Source organism: Planococcus donghaensis, from assembly GCF_001687665.2.
GTDB lineage: Bacteria > Bacillota > Bacilli > Bacillales_A > Planococcaceae > Planococcus > Planococcus donghaensis.
On record NZ_CP016543.2, the window covers coordinates 829,011 to 849,055 of the forward strand.

The window sequence follows — 20,045 nt, forward strand, 5'->3', positions numbered from 1 at the left end:
GAGGAGTGGTCGTATGACACAAAAAGATATTCAGATGGGAACAAAAGCAGTATGGGCAGGAGAAAAAGAATATTTGGTACACGGAGCAACTCAAGTACCTGTTGTATTGAGCGTAGCTTATACGTATGACGACATGGACGAATGGTATGACGTAGCAATCGGAAAGAAAAAAGGTCACATTTATGGACGCAACACAAATCCAACCGTACAGGCATTTGAAGATAAAGTGAAAATACTAGAAGGTGGAGAAGCTGCAACAAGCTTTTCTACAGGGATGGCTGCAATTAGCAACACACTAGCAACATTTTTACTGCCGGGTGATCGCATTGTCTCGGTAAAAGACACGTACGGTGGGACCAACAAAATTTTTACTGAATTTCTTCCACGACAAAATATTGAAGTGGCTTTAGCGGAAACTGGTAACCACGAGTCGATTGAAGCTGAAGTGGCAAAAGGTTGCAAAATCCTTTACTTAGAAACACCAACAAATCCGACAGTCAAAATTACGGATATTGAGCGAATGGCGAAAGCCGGACATGAAGTGGGTGCAATTGTCATTATTGACAATACATTTGGCACACCGATTAACCAAAATCCTCTGGAGTTGGGCGTCGATTTGGTCATTCATAGCGCAACCAAGTTTCTTGGAGGACATGCGGATGCACTAGGAGGCGTATTGGTCGGTTCTCATGAACTTGTTGAGCAAGTTTATCATTACCGCGAAATCAACGGAGCGACAATGGATCCAATGGCAGCTTACTTGACTTTACGTGGGATGAAGACACTTCACATTCGTGTGCGTGAGCAATGCAAAAACGCAATGGCACTTGCAAAATACTTACAAACAAAAGAATTGGTCGAAGATGTATTTTACCCAGGACTTGAAACACATCCAAACCATGACATTGCAAAAAAACAAATGAAAGATTTTGGCGGCATGCTCAGCTTTGCAGTAAAAGGCGGCGTGGATACGGTAAGAGATCTTCTTCCGAAATTGCAATATGCACATCGTGCAGCAAATCTTGGGGCCGTAGAAACTACGGTTGGTCCTGCGCGGACAACAAGTCACGTGGAATGTACGCCTGAAGAACGTGCAGCAATGGGCATTCCTGAAGGCTTGATCCGAGTTTCTTGCGGAATCGAAAATATTGAAGACATCATTGCCGACTTCGAACAAGCGTTCAAACATGTTGAAAGTGCTGTGAAAATTTAATTATACGATCCGAGGTGCAAAAAGAATGGTGGGACATCCCCTGATTGTTGAACGAGCCAACGCGATAGCAGACCAACTAATCGAATGGCGACGTAAGTTTCATCAGTTTCCTGAACTTAGTTTTCAAGAGTTCGAGACTAGTCGGTATATTGCAGACCATTTACAGAAAATAGATGGGATGAACATTGAAGTTGGTTTAGGACTAGAAACAAGTGTCGTCGGGACATTGACTTCAGGTGAAGGCCCGACGATTGCCATTCGAGCAGACATTGATGCACTGCCAATAGACGAACTAAATAATTGTGATTATCGCTCACAAAACCTAGGTGTTATGCACGCTTGTGGACATGATGCACATGCAGCAATTTTGTTGGGAGTGGCAGAAATTTTAGCAGAACAATTTAAAGAAACGGATATTCAAGGAACTGTGAAATTTATTTTTCAACCAGCAGAAGAAAGTATAGATGCAGAAGGAATGTCCGGGTCTCCATATCTTTTACAGGCTGGAGTATATGAAGGTGTAGATGCGGCGATTGCGCTACATATGTGCCCGTGGCTACCGGTTGGAGAAGTGCAAATTAACGATGGGTGTAGCATGGCAAATGTCGATGTTTTCCAAGCAGAAATTTATGGAACTGGCGGCCATGGCGCGTATCCGGAACTTGGAACCGATCCGACTTGGATGTTAGGTCCAGTATTACAAGCATTGCACGGAATTGTTTCCAGAAAAGTTCCTGCATTGGAAGCGGCCGTAATTAGCATCGGTCAAATTCATGCCGGGACAGCAAGCAACATTATTCCAACTGAAGTGAAAATTGAAGGAACCATTCGCAGTTATTCTTCTGAAATTCGTGACTTGCTATCTAACGAAATACAAAAAGCATTTTCAGTTGTGAATCGTTTAGATGGCGAGTATGCGTTAGATATTCAACGAGGAGAGCCAGCATTAGTGAATCATTCAGGCATTAATGCCATATTTCTTAAAACAATTTCCGGAATCTACCCTGACCTTGGCATCACAAAAAAACCATTTGGTATGGGGGGAGAAGATTTTGGGTACGTTACGCAAATACTGCCTGGTTCGATGTTCTTTTTAGGATGTGCTGTTGCAGATGGGGTGCAACGAGATCTTCATACACCAATTTTTGATATCGATGAAAAGTGTCTGCCAATAGGTGCTGCCATTTTAGCTCAAACAGCACTTAACCTTTTAGGTGGAGCGATTTCTTTAGAAAGCGTTCCGAAAAAGCAAGTAACACAAAAAAATGAGGTGTGAAATCATGGTTCATAAATTAGCATTTATCGGATTTGGGGTAGTGGGACAAGGATTAGCTGAGATTCTGCACCATAAAAAAGAAGCATTAAAACGCGACGAAAATTTTGAAGCACAAATTGTAGCGATTTCTGATTTTATGAAAGGCTCTATTTACCAGCCAGATGGTCTTGATATTGAGTTGGTTTTAAAAACCTTGAAAGAAACAGGCAACCTAGAAGATTATCCTAAAACCACAGGGTTGATCAAAGGCTGGGATAGTATAACAACCATTTGCGAATCCAATGCAGATACGATTATTGAAGTATCTTATACGGATGTGAAAACAGGTCAACCGGCAATCAATCATTGCAAAACTGCATTTGAACATGGCAAAAACGTAGTGATGACGAACAAAGGACCTGTCGCTTTAGCGTATAAAGAGCTCTCGGAAATTGCTGAGCAACACGGCGTATCTTGGGGATTTGAAGGCACTGTGATGAGCGGGACCCCAGCACTTCGTATGCCCATCTCAACACTTGCTGGAAATGACATTACTGAAATACGAGGGATTTTGAACGGGACAACAAATTATATTTTGACAAAAATGGAGAACGAAGGGGTTACATATGAAGAAGCGTTAGCAGAAGCTCAAGCTTTAGGTTATGCAGAAGCAGATCCTACAAGTGATGTAGAAGGTTATGATGCACGTTACAAAATCGTTATTCTTTCGAATTATGTAATGAAGGCCCCGTTGACCGTGGAAGAAGTTTCGTGCACAGGAATTTCGAGTATTACAGCTCAAGATATTGAAAAAGCGAAAAAAGAAAGTAAGCGCTGGAAGCTTATTGCCACAGCACGAAAACAACAAACAGGAGTCGTCGCTTGGATTGCTTTAGAAAAAGTAGATTTAGACGATCCGTTAGCAGCGATTAGTGGTGCGACAAATGCTATTACTTATGAGACAGATTTACTGGGGGCGGTAACCTTAAGTGGAGCAGGGGCTGGAAAAGTAGAAACGGGCTTCTCGTTATTGATTGATTTAATAACGATTGCTCGCCAAAAGCAAACAGTAAAACTATAACGAGAGGAGGCGGTAAACTGATGACTACTCATCTTAAAGGTCAAAAAATGTTTATTGCAGGGGAATGGGTAAGCAGTGAGCAAACGATTGAAGTGCGTAATCCACAAGATAATACCATCATCGATTTAGTTCCTGCAGCTTCGGTTGAAGATATGCTGAATTGTTTAGAACAAGCAAAACATGGAGCGGAAATTGCAGCCGCAATGCCGGTTCATCAACGGATAAAAGTAATCAATGGTGCTGCAGATTATATAGAAGAACATCATAAAAAATATGCTCAAACCATCGCAATGGAAAGCAGCAAAACCATTCGTGAAGCAACTAAAGAAGTAGGCCGTGCGATTCAAACATTGCGTATTAGTGCAGAAGAAGCAAGACGAATCAACGGAGAAACCATTCCTTTTGATCAATCACCAGGAAGTGAAAGTCGAATCGGTTATTTCTACCGTTTTCCAATTGGTGTTATCGCAGCAATTACACCGTTCAACGATCCACTCAATTTAGTAGCACATAAAATTGGCCCAGCAATTGCTTCGGGAAATGCCATTGTCGTCAAACCAGCGACGGTTACGCCGCTTAGTGCACTGCTCTTGGCAGAAGCTTTTTCGTTTGCCGGCTTGCCAGCAAAAGTCTTGTCTGTTATTACAGGTCATGGCAGGGAAATCGGAGATGCACTTGTCACACATCCAGCCGTTCGAATGGTTACTTTCACAGGTGGACTTGAAGCGGGTGAACAAATAGTAAGCAAAGCTGGATTAAAGAAAATCAGTATGGAACTGGGTTCTAATTCCCCGGTCATCGTATTGGGGGATGCGGACATCGAGGATGCCGTGGAATCTTGTGTTTCAGGAGCTTTTTGGGCGGCAGGACAAAATTGCTTAGGCGTTCAGCGAATTTATATTGAAAAAAGTATTTTCCAATCTTTCCAAAGTCAATTTGTCGAGCAGACAAATGGGTATATTGTCGGCGATAAACAATCTGAGCTTACTGATATGGGCCCTCTAATCTCTGAAAAAGAAGCGATTCGTGTGGAAAAGTTAGTCGACGAAGCAGTGGGAAAAGGGGCAGTCATTTTAACCGGTGGAAAACGTAACGGAGCTTATTATTTGCCGACGGTGCTAACGGATGTTCCATCAACTTGCAAACTGGCCGAAGAAGAAATTTTTGGTCCCGTTGTTTTACTTTATTCAGTAGCGAATCTTGATGAAGCAATTGCGTTGTCGAATAGCGTCAACTATGGGTTGCAGGCAGGAATTTTCACGAAAAATATCGATATGGCCTATAAAGCGATTGCCAAACTGGATGTCGGGGGCGTAATGGTTAATGACAGCAGTGATTATCGTATTGATGCCATGCCATTTGGTGGAGTTAAAAACTCTGGATTAGGGCGTGAAGGGATTAAGTTTTCGATACAAGAAATGACAGAAACAAAAGTGGTTTGTTTTAAACTGCCCGGCCAATAAAAAAATCATCGACAAAGGTGAAGGGGGAAAATTTATGACAAAGAAAAACTTAGAACGTGCTTCTTTTAACAATCCCATCTTTAAAATATCAGCTACCATTGTCACATTATTTGCTTTGTGGGGAATGTTGTCCCCGCAAAGTATGACGAAAAATGCAGCTGCTGTCGCAAACTACATTGGCAATTCATTTGGTTGGTTTTATATGAGTTCAGTCGCTTTCTTCGTAGCATTTTGTTTATTTCTTGCTTTCAGTAAATACGGGAAAATAAAACTCGGACAAGAAAACGAGAAACCGGAATTTTCTTTTTTTGCATGGATCAGCATGTTATTCGCTGCTGGGTTTGGAGCAGGAATTGTTTTCTGGGGTGTAGCAGAACCGATGACTCATTTTGCGAATCCTCCTACAGGTAATATTGAACCTCAATCTGCCGAAGCCGCTCGAGTTGCCATGAATTACTCTTTCTTTAATTGGGGATTGCATCAATGGGCAATTTTCACGCTCGTCGGTTTGGCTCTTGCTTACTTTCAATTCCGCAAAAAAAGCAAACTGCTAATCAGTGAAACACTTGATGGAGTTTCTAAGAAAAAAATGAACAAAACCTTAAAAAGATCGATCAACATTTTAGCGGTAGTTGCCACAGTAACTGGTGTTGCGACATCTTTAGGGATGGGTGTACTGCAAATAAATGCCGGACTTAGCCATGTGTTTTCTTTGCCTAATACGGGTAGGATGCAAATTGGGATCATCGGGCTAATGTTTGTGTTATTTACCTTATCTGCCATTACTGGTGTTAACAAAGGGATTAAAATCTTAAGTAACCTCAATATGGTGTTAGTTGTTGGGTTTATGTTGTTCTTTTTGTTTAATGGTCCTACTGTTTTCATCCTTGAAACTTTTGTTCTTGGAATCGGTGATTACTTAACGAACTTTGTTGGAATGAGCTTTCAAATGTCTCCATATTCAGGAGAAACATGGGTAAAAGAATGGACAGTATTTTATTGGGCATGGGTAATTACATGGTCTCCATTTGTTGGGTCGTTTGTTGCACGCATATCAAGAGGAAGAACCATTCGTCAATTTGTGTCAGGTGTCATGATTGTTCCTCCTTTAATCGCTTTTGTGTGGATGTCCATTTTTGGCGGGACAGGGATTTACATGGACTTGTTCCAAAATACGGCGCTTTCTACCGCTGTGTCTGAAAACGTTGCTACTGCTATTTTCGTTTTCTTAGAACAGTTCCCACTTTACGGTTTGCTATCTGCATTAATGTTAGCACTCATCATGATTTTCTTAGTTACATCTGCCGATTCTACGGTTTATGTACTGGGAATTATGACTTCTGATGGCAATGAAAATCCATCGAACGTAGTAAAAGGCATATGGGCAGTATTGATTGCAGTCATTACAGGAGTATTAATTGTTAGTAGTGGATTGCAAGGGCTTCAATCAGTAGCATTAATAGCGGCCTTGCCATTTACGGTTATTATGTTGCTAATTAGTGTGTCATTAATGAAATCATTATCTCAAGAAAAATTTGAAGTCCAAAATGAAGAACAAGCAGTAGAATTACAACCGGCTCAAACTTCATTAAAGACATCTACAAAAGAAGGAGAGCGATTGAAAAATCCTAAAGAAAGCTCCGTCGAAATTTGACGGAGCTTTTTTTTGTACTCAACTTACATGGAGAGGAAGAGTAGGTATATATAGTTAGGTAAATAGATTCATATACCATGTTTAGGTTTAATCCATAAGAAAATTTCCCAATTACGAAAACCGGCAACTTCTGCTAACTTTAAATGTGTGGCAGCGTCCTTGAGTTGGACAAATGTGAAAGCACGGGACGCCGTGGCTAGAGCAAGTTGCCATAAAACATATTGGAAAAGGGGATTGAACGATGAAGAAATCGGCAAAATTCATTACAACAGCAATGTTGACAGCTACTATGCTAATACCGGCAATGGGCGTCAGCGCAAACGGGGATTCCGTTGAAAAAGCGAATGGCAATGAGAAGTTTCGTGTATTGGTAGACTCAGCAAATCAAAAAGAATTAAAAAATGCTAAAAACCAATACGGTGTTCATTGGGATTTTGAAGACGAAGGATTCACCACCAATATGAACGAAAAGCAATTTGAAGCGCTCCAAAAAAACAAAAACATAACAGTCGAAAAAGTTCCGGAATATAGCATAGATAAAACTTCAGCTGAGCCACTAGCTCAATACTCGACGATGGCTGCTTCTCAATCAACGCCATGGGGGATCAAGGCCATCTACAACAATTCAAATCTTACACAAACTTCTGGTGGATCCGGCATTAACGTTGCGGTCCTCGATACAGGAGCCAATGTAAATCATGCGGATTTAGCAAACAATGTAGAACAATGTAAAGACTTTACACTAACTAGCAGCATTGAAAATGGCACGTGTACAGATCGTCATGGTCACGGAACGCACGTTGCCGGTTCGGCATTAGCAAATGGTGACGGAGGCTTGTACGGAGTAGCTCCACAAGCGGACCTTTGGGCTTACAAAGTATTAGGGGACGATGGGTCAGGTTCTTCTGATGATATTGCAACAGCAATCCGCCACGTTGCAGATCAAGCGAGCGCATTAAATACAAAAGTCGTTCTCAATATGTCATTGGGTTCTCCTACAGAAAGTAGCTTAATCACAAGCGCTGTGGACTACGCTTATAACAAAGGTGTATTAGTAATCGCGGCAGCAGGTAACACAGGTCCTTTCCAAGGCACTATCGGCTTCCCAGGTGCTTTGAAAAATGCAGTTGCAGTGGCAGCACTTGAAAATGTGATTCAAAACGGTACACACCGTGTAGCTGACTTTTCTTCCCGTGGCTATAGTTTTTACGATGGTGATTATTCTATTGGTAAATACGATGTTGAAATTTCAGCACCAGGTGCAGCAGTTTATTCTTCGTGGTATACAGGTGGCTATGCAACACTTAGCGGAACATCAATGGCTTCACCACATGCAGCCGGGCTTGCTGCTAAAGTTTGGGCAACAAATCCAAGTGCAACAAATGTACAAGTCAGAACAGATTTGCAAAATCGTGCAAAATCATATGATATTCTTTCAGGATATGGTGCAGGGTATGGCGATGATTATGCATCAGGTTTCGGTTTCGCACGCGTTCAATAACAACAGACATTACAGCTAGTACAAGCGGCAACCCTGTCAGAAATGTCAGGGTTGTTTTTTTATGATATATTTTATTTATTCTGTTAAAAAGGGTGAAATTATGAATGTCGGTTCAATCATCAAGTATTATCGGACAAAAAACGGTCTGACGCAGTCACAATTGGCGGAAGGCATTTGTTCAATTTCACATTTAAGCAAAACCGAATCGAATGCTTACAGTCCTCACGAATCAACCATTAAAGCTTTATTGTTAAAGATGGGGGTTCAATTAAACAAAGAGATGGAAAAGCATAAACAACTTGAGCGGACGATTGGGAAGTTCATCGACTGTTCTCTTCATTACGATTTAGAAACGATGAGAAAAATTTACAAGCAATTAGAACGAGAAAATGATTATATCCAATCAACCGATTTGGTCAATCAATACGAACTTTATAAATTCCGATTTTATATTTATGATCATAATCTGAACAAAGCAGAACAACAAAAAAAATTATTAGAACGGATGAAAGCTTCGTTTTTAGCTCCGGAACATTGGGTTCATCAATTTTTTCAATCACTGTACTTTGCGATGATAGGTAACAACATCAAATCTTTTGAATTTCTAAACAAAATGGATATAGGAATTCAAAGCATTCCCCAGAAGTTTGAAGGGGAGTTTTATTATCAAAAGGCGCGAATGTTGGTACTTGCAGATCGTTACGAACTATCGGCCCATTTTGCGGAGTTGGCAGTTCAATCGTTTCAACTTCATCACAATTACATTCGGTTACTTCACGCGCAAATGCTTTTAGCTATCAACTACACCCGCAGAAACTTGCTAGTTCAGGCAGAAAGTCTCTATGAAGTATTAATTCGCAACACCCATTTAACCAATCAAACAGCGTTACATAAACAAACGCTTTATAATTACACAGAATTACTAAGAACAAAAAACGCACATGAAGAAGCTTTAGAGATTCTTCAGTCTTTAAAAGAAAACATAGAACAAAACACGTATTTCTATAAAGCAGTCTTAACGAGTTTATTAGAATCGATGATGGAAACAGGGCATGATCCCTCTCAACACATTGAAGAGCTAAAAGCGATTAGTAACAAGCCAGAAGATAAATTTTTTCATATTTATGCCAGTTATTTTGAGAAAAGGAATTTTTCCCAACCAGACCTTATGGCCTATTGTGAAGATATAATGTTCCAATTTTTCAGAAAGAATGGTTATATAAAAGAAACAAGAAATGTTGCCGCAGAACTTGCGCGTCATTACAGCAAGTTGCAAAAATGGGAAAAAGCTTATTTTTATCAATCTTTCTTAAATGAGAATGGCGGTGAATTGAATTGAAAAATAAGAAATTACTAGCTTTATCTATGATGTGCACGGGCTTATTATCTGCCGTTGTACTTGGTGGTCCAAACGTTTTACCTCCACTTTAATAAAGCGAAAAAAGCTGCTTACTTGTGTAAGCAGCTTTTCAGCTTGTAGACAAAAGAATTATTATGTTAGTTAACGAATGTATTATTCATCTCATCCTATATACTGGATCCTTCGCTCCATGCGGACGCTTTCCGCGGACGAAGCGCTGAGCCTCCTCGTCGCAAGCTCCTGCGGGGTCTCATCACTCCGTTTTTCCGCAGGAGTCGCCGCATTGCGCTTCGGATCCTTGTGTGATTACTCATTAATCCTCTTGAAAACAAATTCGCTGGTTACTCTCTCTAATTAGAGCTATATGCTAACAACCGTTCTGGCCACGAAGACTCCTATGGGACAGCGAAAGCTGAAGACCCCGCAGGAACGCAAGTGACGAGGAGGCTGAAGCTGAGCCCATGGAAAGCGTAGTGGCCAGAACGGTTGTGGTTATACACAACTATACATTTTCAATAGACTTTGTCTACAGTCTGAGCGAAAAAAGCTGCTTACTTGTGTAAGCAGCTTTTTTCGTTATCGACTATCACGTATGATTGAGAAAAAGAGAGGGAGTGACATATGTATAAGAAAAAACAATATGTTTTTAGTGACCATAAGCCCATCTTAGTGGAAATCCGTCATTATAAAAAATCAGACTTTCCGGCATTGATAGCAATTCAGCAAGAGAGTTTTCCTCCTCCATTTCCATCAGAACTTTGGTGGAATGAGGAGCAGCTAACAAATCACATAAAGTTGTATCCTGAAGGTGCTGTATGTATTGAAGTTGAGGGGGAAATGGCGGGTTCGATTACAGCGTTGCTGACAGATTTTAATCCAGCGTCCCCGGCACATACTTGGCAAGAGGCGACAGACAATGGGTATATTCGCAATCACAATCCAGAGGGTAAAACTTTGTATATTGTCGACATCTGTATTCGACCTAAATACCGCTCGTTAAAATTGGGGCAGTTATTAATGCAAGCGATGTATGAACGCGTCGTATGCGACGACTTAGACCGAGTACTTGGTGGAGGAAGGATGCCTAAATTCCATAATTTTTCGGATAAGTTGACTGCAGAACAATACGCAGAGCAAGTGGTAGAAGGTAAAATCAAAGACCCCGTCATCTCCTTTTTACTTCGCTGCGGGAGAACGCCAGTGTGCGTGGTGGAAAATTATTTAGAAGATGAAGAGTCTGAAGGTCATGCCTTATTAATGGAGTGGAAAAATCCTTTTCAAAACGATCATTAATATAGTGCTAAAAAAACAAGTCGCACCTGTGAGTGCGACTTGTTTTTTATTTATATATCAAAACGAAAAGCTTTAATCGTAATGTCGTCATTTAACGGTTTGAAGTCGAGCGAAGAAATATGTTTAAACCCCATTTTTTCATACAAGTCGATGGCGTTCTTCATATAACACCCCGTTTGTAACTTAATTGATTGTTGTTTGCGGATTTTGGAAATGTCGATGCAATGTTCAACAAGTGCTTTGCCGACTCCACGTGAACGGAACTCAGGTGTCACAGCTAACAAACGAATTTCAGGAGATGTAAGTATTTCTGAGTCTGCCGCATATGTATTGGGGTTAGCATGGTACAGTGCCACACTCCCTACAATGTCCCAACCAATTTCGGCTACAAATACTTCTACACCAGGCTGTAAGTTATGGGCAGAAACCAAACTGGATTTCAGTCGATCCCAATGAGTTGGTGATAGCTCTTCTTTAAAAGTTTTGTAGGCGATAAAACGCTGTTCTTTTAGTAAATGAACTTCATACCTCTTAGCTTCCCGAATCAACAAATTTTCAGCCCCTTTAATTCAAATTGCTAATGTTTGTAAAATAGTATAGGAAAAATGCTGAAATAGAAGAGAATACAAGTCCAGCCATTCCTCAAGTATGTAAAGAGACAATTGTTGAGTAACTCAATTTAAATGTTATTCTAGACAAGCTAATTATAAAGAAATATATTGCATATATCAATAGTCATAATTGATATGATAGAATGTAAACGCATACATATGTAAATTATTTGACGATTAAAAAAATAATGAAATATTATTCTTTTATTCGTTGAATTCTGATAAATGTGCTCTATAATAAATAGAAAAGAAAGGATAGGATAAATTATGAAAAAAGATTTGCGTATTAATAGTAAAGTTTTTAGTGAAGGAGCAATGAGAGCTCCTAACAGAGCAATGCTCCGTTCAGTAGGCGTGACAGATGAAGATTTTAAAAAACCAATGATTGGTGTCGCTAGCACATGGAGTGAAGTGACCCCTTGTAATATACATATTGATGACTTAGCGATTAGTGCCAAAAAAGGGGCTAGAGCAGCTGGAGGCGTCCCATTTATCTTTAATACAATTACTGTGTCTGACGGAATTTCAATGGGAACAGCAGGCATGAAATATTCACTTTCAAGCCGCGATGTGATTGCAGATTCAATTGAAACAGTGGTAGGAGCAGAAAGTTTGGATGGTTTAGTCGCAATTGGTGGTTGTGATAAAAATATCCCAGGTTGCTTAATCGCTATTGCCAATTCTGAAGTTCCCGCTGTTTTTGTTTACGGAGGAACAATCGCACCAGGTCGTCACAATAACAGAGATATTGACATTGTTTCTGTATTTGAAGGTGTAGGTCAGCATAATAACGGTGACATGGACGATAGTACATTGCGCAATATCGAGTGCGGGGCATGTCCAGGTGCTGGTTCATGTGGCGGAATGTATACAGCAAATACAATGGCATCTGCTGCTGAAGCGATGGGAATGAGTTTGCCAGGAAGTTCTTCAAATCCAGCGGTATCAGCTGAAAAACTAGCAGATTGCGAAAAAGCAGGAGCAGCTGTACATAATTTACTGGAATTAGATATTTATCCAAAAGACATTATGACAAAAGAAGCATTTGAAAATGCGATTACGGTCGTAATGGCATTGGGTGGATCGACAAATGCCATTCTACATTTATTGGCGATTGCTCACGCTGCAGAAGTGGACTTAACGATCGACGACTTTAACCGCTTGCAAAAAACAGTGCCACATTTGGCTGATTTAAAACCAAGTGGCAAATACGTTATGCAAGATTTACACCGAGTTGGTGGGGTTCAAGCGGTTATGAAAATGTTGCTAGAAGCAGGTTATCTGCATGGGGACTGTATGACGGTTACAGGTAAAACAGTGGCAGAAAACCTAAACGAAGCTCCGGCCTTGCAAGAAGGCCAACAAGTTATTATGCCTTTTGATAATCCGAAACGTAAAGATGGACCACTGATTGTCTTAAAAGGAAACTTATCTCCAAACGGCGCAGTAGCAAAAGTATCCGGTGTGAAAGTCAAACGTCATACAGGTCCAGCTCGCGTTTACAACAATGAAAAAGAAGCAACAGATGCTGTTATGGCTAACGAAATTAACGAAGGCGATGTGTTAGTTATTCGTTATGTAGGGCCAAAAGGTGGTCCAGGGATGCCAGAAATGTTATCGGTTTCTGCAATTCTTGTTGGGAAAGGGATGGATGCTTCGGTTGCATTGCTGACAGACGGACGTTTTTCTGGCGGAACTCACGGTTTAGTAGTAGGCCATATCGCACCAGAAGCTCAAGTTGGCGGACCGATTGCGTTGCTTGAAGAAGGAGATATCGTGACGATCGATTCGGATCTGCAAGAAATTTCAATGGATGTATCGGAAGAGGAGTTAGAAGAACGCCGTAAACGTTGGGTGGCTCCGCCACTTTATAAAAAAGGCGTGCTTGGTAAATATGCGCATAATGTTTCGTGTTCATCAAAAGGAGCCGTTACGGATTACTTGAATCGTTCATAAATGGGATCGACGAAGACAGACTTTGGCAGTCAGGTGACTTTTAGTAAAATGAAAGTCATCTGAAATGTTGAGGCACATTAAAAGGGGGAAATGACATTGGTAAATAAAAAGTTCGGGTTTGTTTCAATTATGGTGGCAAGTGCATTGGCATTAACAGCTTGCGGAAGTTCTGATAGTGAATCATCAGGAGGAGACTCGGATGAAAAGTTTGTGCTTCAAGCAGGACATTCATTACCTGACGATCACCCATACCATTTAGCCTTACAAGAAATGGCAGATGCTGTCGATGAACGAACAGATGGACAAGTAACAATTGAAATTTTTGCGAACAGTGAAATTGGCGCTGAGCGTGAATTGACAGAAGGGATGGGACTTGGCACTGTCGATTTAGTTGTCTCTTCAACTGCTCCAGTGACGAACTTTGTACCAGAATTGGGCGTTTTGGATGTTCCATTCTTATTCCAAGACCGTGAATCTGCTGTAGAAGTTTTAGAAGGTGATATTGGAGATGAGTTATTCGCTAAGATGGAAGAAAACGGCATCATCGGCTTGTCTTGGGGAGAGAATGGCTATCGTCATATTACCAATGCGATCCGCCCAATCGAAACACCTGAAGATTTAAAAGGCTTGAAAATCAGAACGCAAGAAAACGAAATTCATTTAGCTGCTTTTGAAGCATTAGGTGCGCAACCAACACCAATGGCTTGGACTGAAGCCATTACTGCTTTGCAACAAGGTGTAGTAGATGCACAGGAAAACCCAGCGATTGTTGCTGACCAATTTAGTTTATATGATGCAAATCAAAAATATATGAGTTTAACTGGCCATGTTTATTCTGTAGCTATTTATATGTTGAGCCAAAAAACATATGATGAATTGCCGGAGGAATTACGCGATATCGTTGTAGAAGAAGGTCAAAAAGCAGGTGCAAAAGAACGTGAGTTAATCGTTGAAATGGAGAAAGAATCTCTTCAAACATTAAAAGATCAAGGAATGGAAATTATTGAAGATATCGATACTGCTCCTTTCCAAGAAGCGGTTCTTCCTGTTTATGACACAATCGAGCACCAGGACCTATTAAACGAAATTTTAGACGCACAGAAATAAAATAATACGTTAATTCAAAAAAGAGAGAATCCATTCTCTCTTTTTTATATCGGGGGCAACAACATGAATAAATGGATCGGCTATATGAATTTAGGCATTAAGCATGTATTAAACCTTATTATGGCATTGCTGGTTACCGTAGTATTTCTTCAAGTGATTTTCCGGTTTGTTTTGAATTCACCATTAGCTTGGACAGAAGAGTTGGCGAGGTATAGTTTAATTTGGCTAACATTTTTAGGAGCTGCTTATGCGATGTCTTCAAAAGCCCATATCGGAATGGAGTTTTTTGTGAAATTATTTGCAGTTCCTGTCCGCAAAGTGCTTTATAGCATTGCGACATTTGCAAGTCTACTTTTTTTCTTGTTAATGGTAGTAGAAGGATATGATCTTGCAATGCAAGGGATGTCTCAAACTTCTCCCGTTTTACGAATTCCGATGGGCGTCATTTACATGGTAATTCCCGTGAGTGGGGCAATTTTAATTATTAATATGGCCTCGCAATTTTCCAAAGACTTTAAAAGCGGGGGTGTCTAAAGATGGCATTGGTATTGTTTCTTTTATTAATGGCTTTATTTTTAATTAATGTCCCGATTGCTGTTGGCCTTGGGCTTGCTTCAACGCTCGTTTTCTTTATCGATGGCAATGTGTCATTGATCGTTATAATTCAGCGAATGTTCAATTCGGTAGACTCGTTTCCCCTTATGGCGATTCCTTTTTTCATCTTGGCAGGCAAGCTAATGGAAAGTGGTGGGATTTCCCGCCGACTCATTCATTTAGCAAATGTTATTTTTGGACGTGTTAAAGGTGGACTCGGAATTGTATCAATTGTTGCCTGTGCTTTTTTTGCAGCAATTTCAGGTTCTGCAGCCGCAACAACAGCTGCGGTAGGTGCACTAATGATTCCCGCTATGGTTAACAAAGGCTACGATAAAAGTTTTGCGACAGCTATTCAAGCTGCTGGTGGAACCATCGGAATTATGATCCCACCTAGCGTTCCTCTCGTGCTTTACGGAGTGGCAGCAGGCGTTTCAGTCAGTGAATTGTTTATCGCAGGCATTGTTCCAGGATTGTTTGTTATGGTTTCGCTTATTTTACTTGTTTACTTGATTTCCTTAAAAGAAGGTTACGGGGGTGGCGAAAAGTTTGGTTTGAAAGATTTCTTTAAAGCGTTTCTCGACGCATTCCTTGCTTTAATGATGCCAGTAATTATTTTAGGAGGAATTTATGGTGGGATTTTCACACCAACAGAAGCTGCGGTTGTTGCAGTGGTATACGGATTGTTCGTCGGGATTTTCGTTTACCGCGAAATCAAGTTGACCGATTTAGCTAGAATTTTCTCTTCTTCTGTAATTGTCACTTCGGTAATTATGTTTATTATTGCCGGTGCTTCGGTGTTTGGTTATTATTTAACGCGTCAGCGAATTCCTGCCGAACTGACAGAATTAATGCTTAGTGTGACAGATAATTGGATTATTGCTTTGTTGATATTAAACTTGTTATTGCTAATTTGTGGTGTCTTTCTTGAAACTTCAGCAGCCATCATTATTTTAACGCCGATTCTTGTACCAATTGCCAATGCACTTGGAATTGATTTGGTGCATTTCGGGATTATTATGATTGTCAACTTAGGAATTGGGTTTATCACTCCTCCAGTTGGCGTCAATTTATTTGTTGCAGCAAATATTGCTGGAACCAAATTTGAAAGTTTGTTAAAAGCGATTGTGCCATTTATTTTGGTAATGATTGTCGATGTTTTGATCATTTCGTTTATTCCAGCAATCACGTTGTTCCTTATTGGTGACTAAACTATTGGAGGAGAATTTATGAGAGCATATAAAATAGCAGTACTACCTGGAGATGGAATAGGTCCCGACGTTACGAAAGAAGCAGTCAAGGTTTTGGAAGCGCTAAAGAAGCAAGATCCAACATTCGACATTGCGTTTGAACAATTTGAATGGGGCAGCGAATATTATTTAGCCAACGGACATATTATGCCTGAGGATGGCTTGGATCAATTGAAAAATTTTGATGCCATTTTATTTGGAGCTGTAGGCGATAAACGTGTACCCGATGAAATAACCATTTGGGAACTGATTATGCCAATTCGTAAAAACTTTCAACAATACGTCAATATGCGACCAATCAAACGATTGGCTGGGATTGAGTCTCCATTAAAAAACGAGCAACCAATTGATTTTATGGTATTCCGTGAAAATGCAGAAGGCGAGTATTCAAATATCGGTGGTCGCCTGTACCAGCAACATTCGCAAGAAATGGCGATTCAAAATACAGTGATTACAAAACAAGGTGTCGAACGAATTGCCAAATACGCATTTGAGTATGCGCAAAAAAACAACAAATCAAAAGTGACGAGTGCCACAAAATCCAATGCGATTATTCATTCGATGAAGCTATGGGACGAAGTTGTTGAATTGGTCGCAAAAGATTACGGAGATATTGAACTAGAAAGTAATTTCATCGATGCTTTGGCTGCCTATTTCGTTTTGCGTCCAGAATCGTTTGAAGTCGTAATCGCTTCTAATTTATTCGGAGATATTTTAACGGATCTAGGAGCCGCATTAGTAGGTGGGTTAGGCGTTTCACCATCAGGAAATATCAACCCCGAAGGCAATTTCCCTTCTATGTTTGAAGCGATTCATGGTTCAGCGCCGGACATTGCAGGAAAAGGAATTGCTAACCCAATCGCTCAAATTTGGTCAGCTGCATTAATGTTGAATCATTTAGGTCGTGAAGATCTTTCGACTGCTATTGTGGAGGCGATCGAACAAGTAATTCAAGACGGAAAAGTATTGACGCCAGATTTAGGCGGTACTTCCACGACACAAGAAGTAGGTTCAGCTATTGCTGAGAAAGTCCTGATGTTAGTGAAAAACTAGGAGGGAAATTAATGGCGGTAGACAATAAAGTAGCGATTGTGACAGGTGCAAGCGGCGGAATGGGTAAAGAGGTTGTTGAGCGATTTTTGAAACAAGGATCGAAAGTTGCGGCTATCGATCTTCATGTGGATGGTCTACAGGAGTTAGAAGCGCAATACCCAGAGCAATTACTCGTTCTGCAAGGCAATTTAACAGAAGAACAAAGTGTAGCAGCGGCTATTCAGAAAACGGCAGACAAGTTTGGTCGCATTGATGTATTAGCAAATGTTGCTGGAATTGCACAAGCAGCAACAGATATTGAAAATGTGACACTCAAAGACTGGGAGCGTATTATGGCGATCAACTCAACAGCTGTATTTTTAACGTCTCGTGCAGTAGTTCCACATATGAAGAAACAAAATTGTGGGTCGATTATCAATATTGCTTCTGTTTCTGTTGACCGCCCACGACCGGGATTAAATGCGTACGTGGCGTCAAAAGGAGCAACGATTTCATTGACGAAAGCTTTAGCCATTGAATTAGCTCCTTACAATATACGAGTAAATGCGATAAATCCAGGTCCTGCGGATACCAAAATGTTAGGTGAATTTACCGCATCTGGTGTTGATGAAGGGGAAACGAAAGAAAATATATTCCGTAAAAGTGTGCCATTAGGTGAACTGATTACACCAGATGCAATTGCTAACTGTGTCTTATACCTCAGCTCAGACTTAGCAAAAATGATGACAGGTAGCATTGTAAATGTTGATGGAGGACGCGGAATTTAATTGGGGAGTGAACCGAATCAGTGAAAAAACAGCAAATGTATATTAATGGAGAATGGATAAATAGCATCGGCAACGAAAAACTTGAAACCAAAAATCCAGCAACCGGAGAGGTATTGGCAGAAGTTCCAAGAGGGAAAAAAGAGGACGTTGATGCTGCAGTTCAATCGGCCCGCAGAACATTTGAGTCAGAAGAATGGCAGTCTTTTCCGCCGATTGAACGAGGGAGAATCTTACATAAAGTAGCCGTAGCACTACGGGAAGATGCAGAAGAAATTGCATTGTTAGAAACCCTTGATACCGGAAAACCGTTGACGCAAGCCCGTAAAGATGTGGAAGCATCGGCCTTGTACTTTGAATATTACGCGGGAATGGCTGATAAAATATTTGGCGAAACGATACCTGTTCAACCAGGAATTCTCGATTACACGTTGCGTGAACCAGTTGGCGTAACAGCTCATATTGTGCCTTGGAATTATCCGTTGCAAATTATCTCACGTTCAACAGCAGCGGCAATTGCGACAGGGAATACAGTTGTTGCAAAACCTGCAGAAGATACACCTCTAACGGCAATTAAATTAGCAGAGATATTTGATGCGACCCACTTGCCAAAAGGTGTCTTTAACTTGGTGACGGGTTATGGTTTTGAAGCGGGTGCTGCAATCTCTGAACATCCAGATGTTGATCATATTACTTTTACAGGTTCGGTTCAAACAGGTTCTGCTGTTATGATGGGTGCTGCGAAAAACGTTAAGCCGGTAACGCTTGAGCTTGGTGGAAAGTCACCCAACATCGTCTTTGAAGATTGTGATCAAGAAGAAGCGGTTGAGTGGGTGGTGCGTTCGATTATTCAAAATGCCGGACAAACGTGTTCGGCAGGATCTCGCTTATTGGTGCAGCAGTCTATTAAAGAAGAATTTCTAAAAAAAGTTGTTGTAAAAATGGAAGAGATCCAAATTGGTAAAGGTATAGATGATTTGGATTTGGGGCCGATTTTAAATGAAAAACAATTTTCGCGCATTCTTGAATTCATGAACGTTGCCCGAAACGAAGGAGCAAAATTTCTAACAGGTGGCGAACGTCAAGAAACAGCAGGGCTCGAAAACGGCTACTTTTTCAAACCGACTGTTATTGACGGACTTGCCCCAGATAGTTACGTGTCTCAAGAAGAAATCTTTGCGCCAGTTGTTGCGGCATTTGCATTTGAAACCGAGCAACAAGCGATTGAATTGGCTAATGGTACAGAGTATGGGTTAGTGGCAGGTATTTGGACAAAAGACGGGGCTCGTGCACATCGAGTGGCTAGTAAAATTCGTGCCGGTCAAATTTTCATTAATAACTATGGTGCCGGTGGTGGTGTGCAAATGCCATTTGGTGGATTTAAGAAAAGTGGCTTTGGACGTGAAAAAGGTCTTGAAGCATTGCGTAATTATACAGCTTTAAAAAACGTTGCGTTAAAATACTAACGTTAAAAAATTGGAAAAGGGATGCCCTCGATTTGAGGACATCCCTTTGTTTGTTTAAGGTAACTATAATTTGTTTTGACTCAATTTTTCAACCCATATTACTGGGGAATCATTTCCATTGAAAGTATTACTTTCAGTACCGCGGTCATTGTTCCACTGGGTGCTTTCTAACCTAAGCAACGTAAACCCTACCTTCTTTTACGTCCTTGCGATCCTTAAATCGCGCCAGTGTGAATAAGTATTCTCAAAAACATTATCGTAGAATGCCAGATTATCAAAATTTACCAGTTACCTTTGTGTTAACTAATCAATCATCTCACGTTCTCTTCTAAAAGTCAACCTTTAAAGTTGAGAGGGAAATAGAGGCTTTTATAAAGAGAGGAGACAGCCAGTACAGGTTGAAATTGTCTTTTATTTTGGTCTT

At 40.6% G+C, this 20,045-nt stretch carries 16 protein-coding genes; 15 read left to right on the plus strand and 1 reads right to left on the minus strand.

The features are described 5' to 3' along the window. The first annotated feature begins 13 nt into the window (after positions 1-13). The 8 genes from BCM40_RS04110 to BCM40_RS04145 all read left to right on the plus strand — a co-directional run bounded on the left by BCM40_RS04110 (position 14) and on the right by BCM40_RS04145 (position 10,820). Positions 14-1,213 carry a cystathionine gamma-synthase family protein gene (locus BCM40_RS04110; RefSeq protein WP_008430474.1) on the plus strand — a complete coding sequence of 400 codons (1,200 nt, stop codon included), beginning with the start codon at positions 14-16 and terminating at the stop codon, positions 1,211-1,213. A gap of 25 nt (positions 1,214-1,238) precedes the next feature. Beyond that, the gene (locus BCM40_RS04115; RefSeq protein WP_065527020.1) at positions 1,239-2,489 is read left to right on the plus strand and encodes a M20 metallopeptidase family protein; all 1,251 of its coding nucleotides are present in this window, start codon (positions 1,239-1,241) and stop codon (positions 2,487-2,489) included. Positions 2,490-2,493: 4 nt separating this feature from the next. Continuing rightward, on the plus strand, positions 2,494-3,549 hold the full coding sequence (locus tag BCM40_RS04120; RefSeq protein WP_065527019.1) for a homoserine dehydrogenase: 1,056 nt from the start codon (positions 2,494-2,496) through the stop codon (positions 3,547-3,549). Positions 3,550-3,569: 20 nt separating this feature from the next. Continuing rightward, positions 3,570-5,012 (plus strand): aldehyde dehydrogenase family protein, encoded by a 1,443-nt coding sequence (locus BCM40_RS04125; protein ID WP_065527018.1) that lies wholly within the window; start codon positions 3,570-3,572, stop codon positions 5,010-5,012. Positions 5,013-5,046: 34 nt separating this feature from the next. Next, positions 5,047-6,666: a BCCT family transporter gene (locus tag BCM40_RS04130; protein WP_065527017.1), complete on the plus strand. Its 1,620-nt coding sequence runs from the start codon at positions 5,047-5,049 to the stop codon at positions 6,664-6,666. 241 nt (positions 6,667-6,907) lie between these two features. Continuing rightward, a complete protein-coding gene (locus BCM40_RS04135) occupies positions 6,908-8,167 on the plus strand; it encodes a S8 family peptidase (RefSeq protein WP_065527016.1) in 1,260 nt (419 codons plus the stop codon). A 61-nt stretch (positions 8,168-8,228) separates the two neighbouring features. Next, positions 8,229-9,506, plus strand: a complete 1,278-nt coding sequence (locus tag BCM40_RS04140) for a helix-turn-helix domain-containing protein (RefSeq protein ID WP_065527015.1) — start codon at positions 8,229-8,231, stop codon at positions 9,504-9,506. Between the two features lie 642 nt (positions 9,507-10,148). Beyond that, entirely contained in the window at positions 10,149-10,820 is a 672-nt protein-coding gene (locus tag BCM40_RS04145) for a GNAT family N-acetyltransferase (RefSeq protein ID WP_065527014.1), read from the plus strand. Positions 10,821-10,870: 50 nt separating this feature from the next. Here the strand turns inward: BCM40_RS04145 and BCM40_RS04150 are convergent, their stop codons facing one another. Continuing rightward, on the minus strand, positions 10,871-11,371 hold the full coding sequence (locus tag BCM40_RS04150) for a GNAT family N-acetyltransferase (protein WP_065527013.1): 501 nt from the start codon (positions 11,369-11,371) through the stop codon (positions 10,871-10,873). Between the two features lie 327 nt (positions 11,372-11,698). Between BCM40_RS04150 and ilvD the strand changes: the two genes are divergently transcribed. The 7 genes from ilvD to BCM40_RS04185 all read left to right on the plus strand — a co-directional run bounded on the left by ilvD (position 11,699) and on the right by BCM40_RS04185 (position 19,621). Beyond that, positions 11,699-13,387, plus strand: coding sequence for a dihydroxy-acid dehydratase (gene ilvD / locus BCM40_RS04155; protein ID WP_065527012.1), 1,689 nt, complete (start codon positions 11,699-11,701; stop codon positions 13,385-13,387). A 90-nt stretch (positions 13,388-13,477) separates the two neighbouring features. Continuing rightward, positions 13,478-14,494, plus strand: a complete 1,017-nt coding sequence (locus BCM40_RS04160; protein ID WP_065527011.1) for a TRAP transporter substrate-binding protein — start codon at positions 13,478-13,480, stop codon at positions 14,492-14,494. 63 nt (positions 14,495-14,557) lie between these two features. Next, a complete protein-coding gene (locus tag BCM40_RS04165; protein ID WP_065527010.1) occupies positions 14,558-15,028 on the plus strand; it encodes a TRAP transporter small permease in 471 nt (156 codons plus the stop codon). 2 nt (positions 15,029-15,030) lie between these two features. Further along, a complete protein-coding gene (locus tag BCM40_RS04170) occupies positions 15,031-16,299 on the plus strand; it encodes a TRAP transporter large permease (RefSeq protein ID WP_065527009.1) in 1,269 nt (422 codons plus the stop codon). Between the two features lie 18 nt (positions 16,300-16,317). Then, the gene (locus tag BCM40_RS04175; protein WP_065527008.1) at positions 16,318-17,391 is read left to right on the plus strand and encodes a tartrate dehydrogenase; all 1,074 of its coding nucleotides are present in this window, start codon (positions 16,318-16,320) and stop codon (positions 17,389-17,391) included. Positions 17,392-17,402: 11 nt separating this feature from the next. Beyond that, positions 17,403-18,158, plus strand: coding sequence for an SDR family NAD(P)-dependent oxidoreductase (locus tag BCM40_RS04180; RefSeq protein ID WP_065527007.1), 756 nt, complete (start codon positions 17,403-17,405; stop codon positions 18,156-18,158). A 20-nt stretch (positions 18,159-18,178) separates the two neighbouring features. Then, the gene (locus tag BCM40_RS04185) at positions 18,179-19,621 is read left to right on the plus strand and encodes an aldehyde dehydrogenase family protein (RefSeq protein ID WP_065527006.1); all 1,443 of its coding nucleotides are present in this window, start codon (positions 18,179-18,181) and stop codon (positions 19,619-19,621) included. Positions 19,622-20,045: the final 424 nt, after the last annotated feature.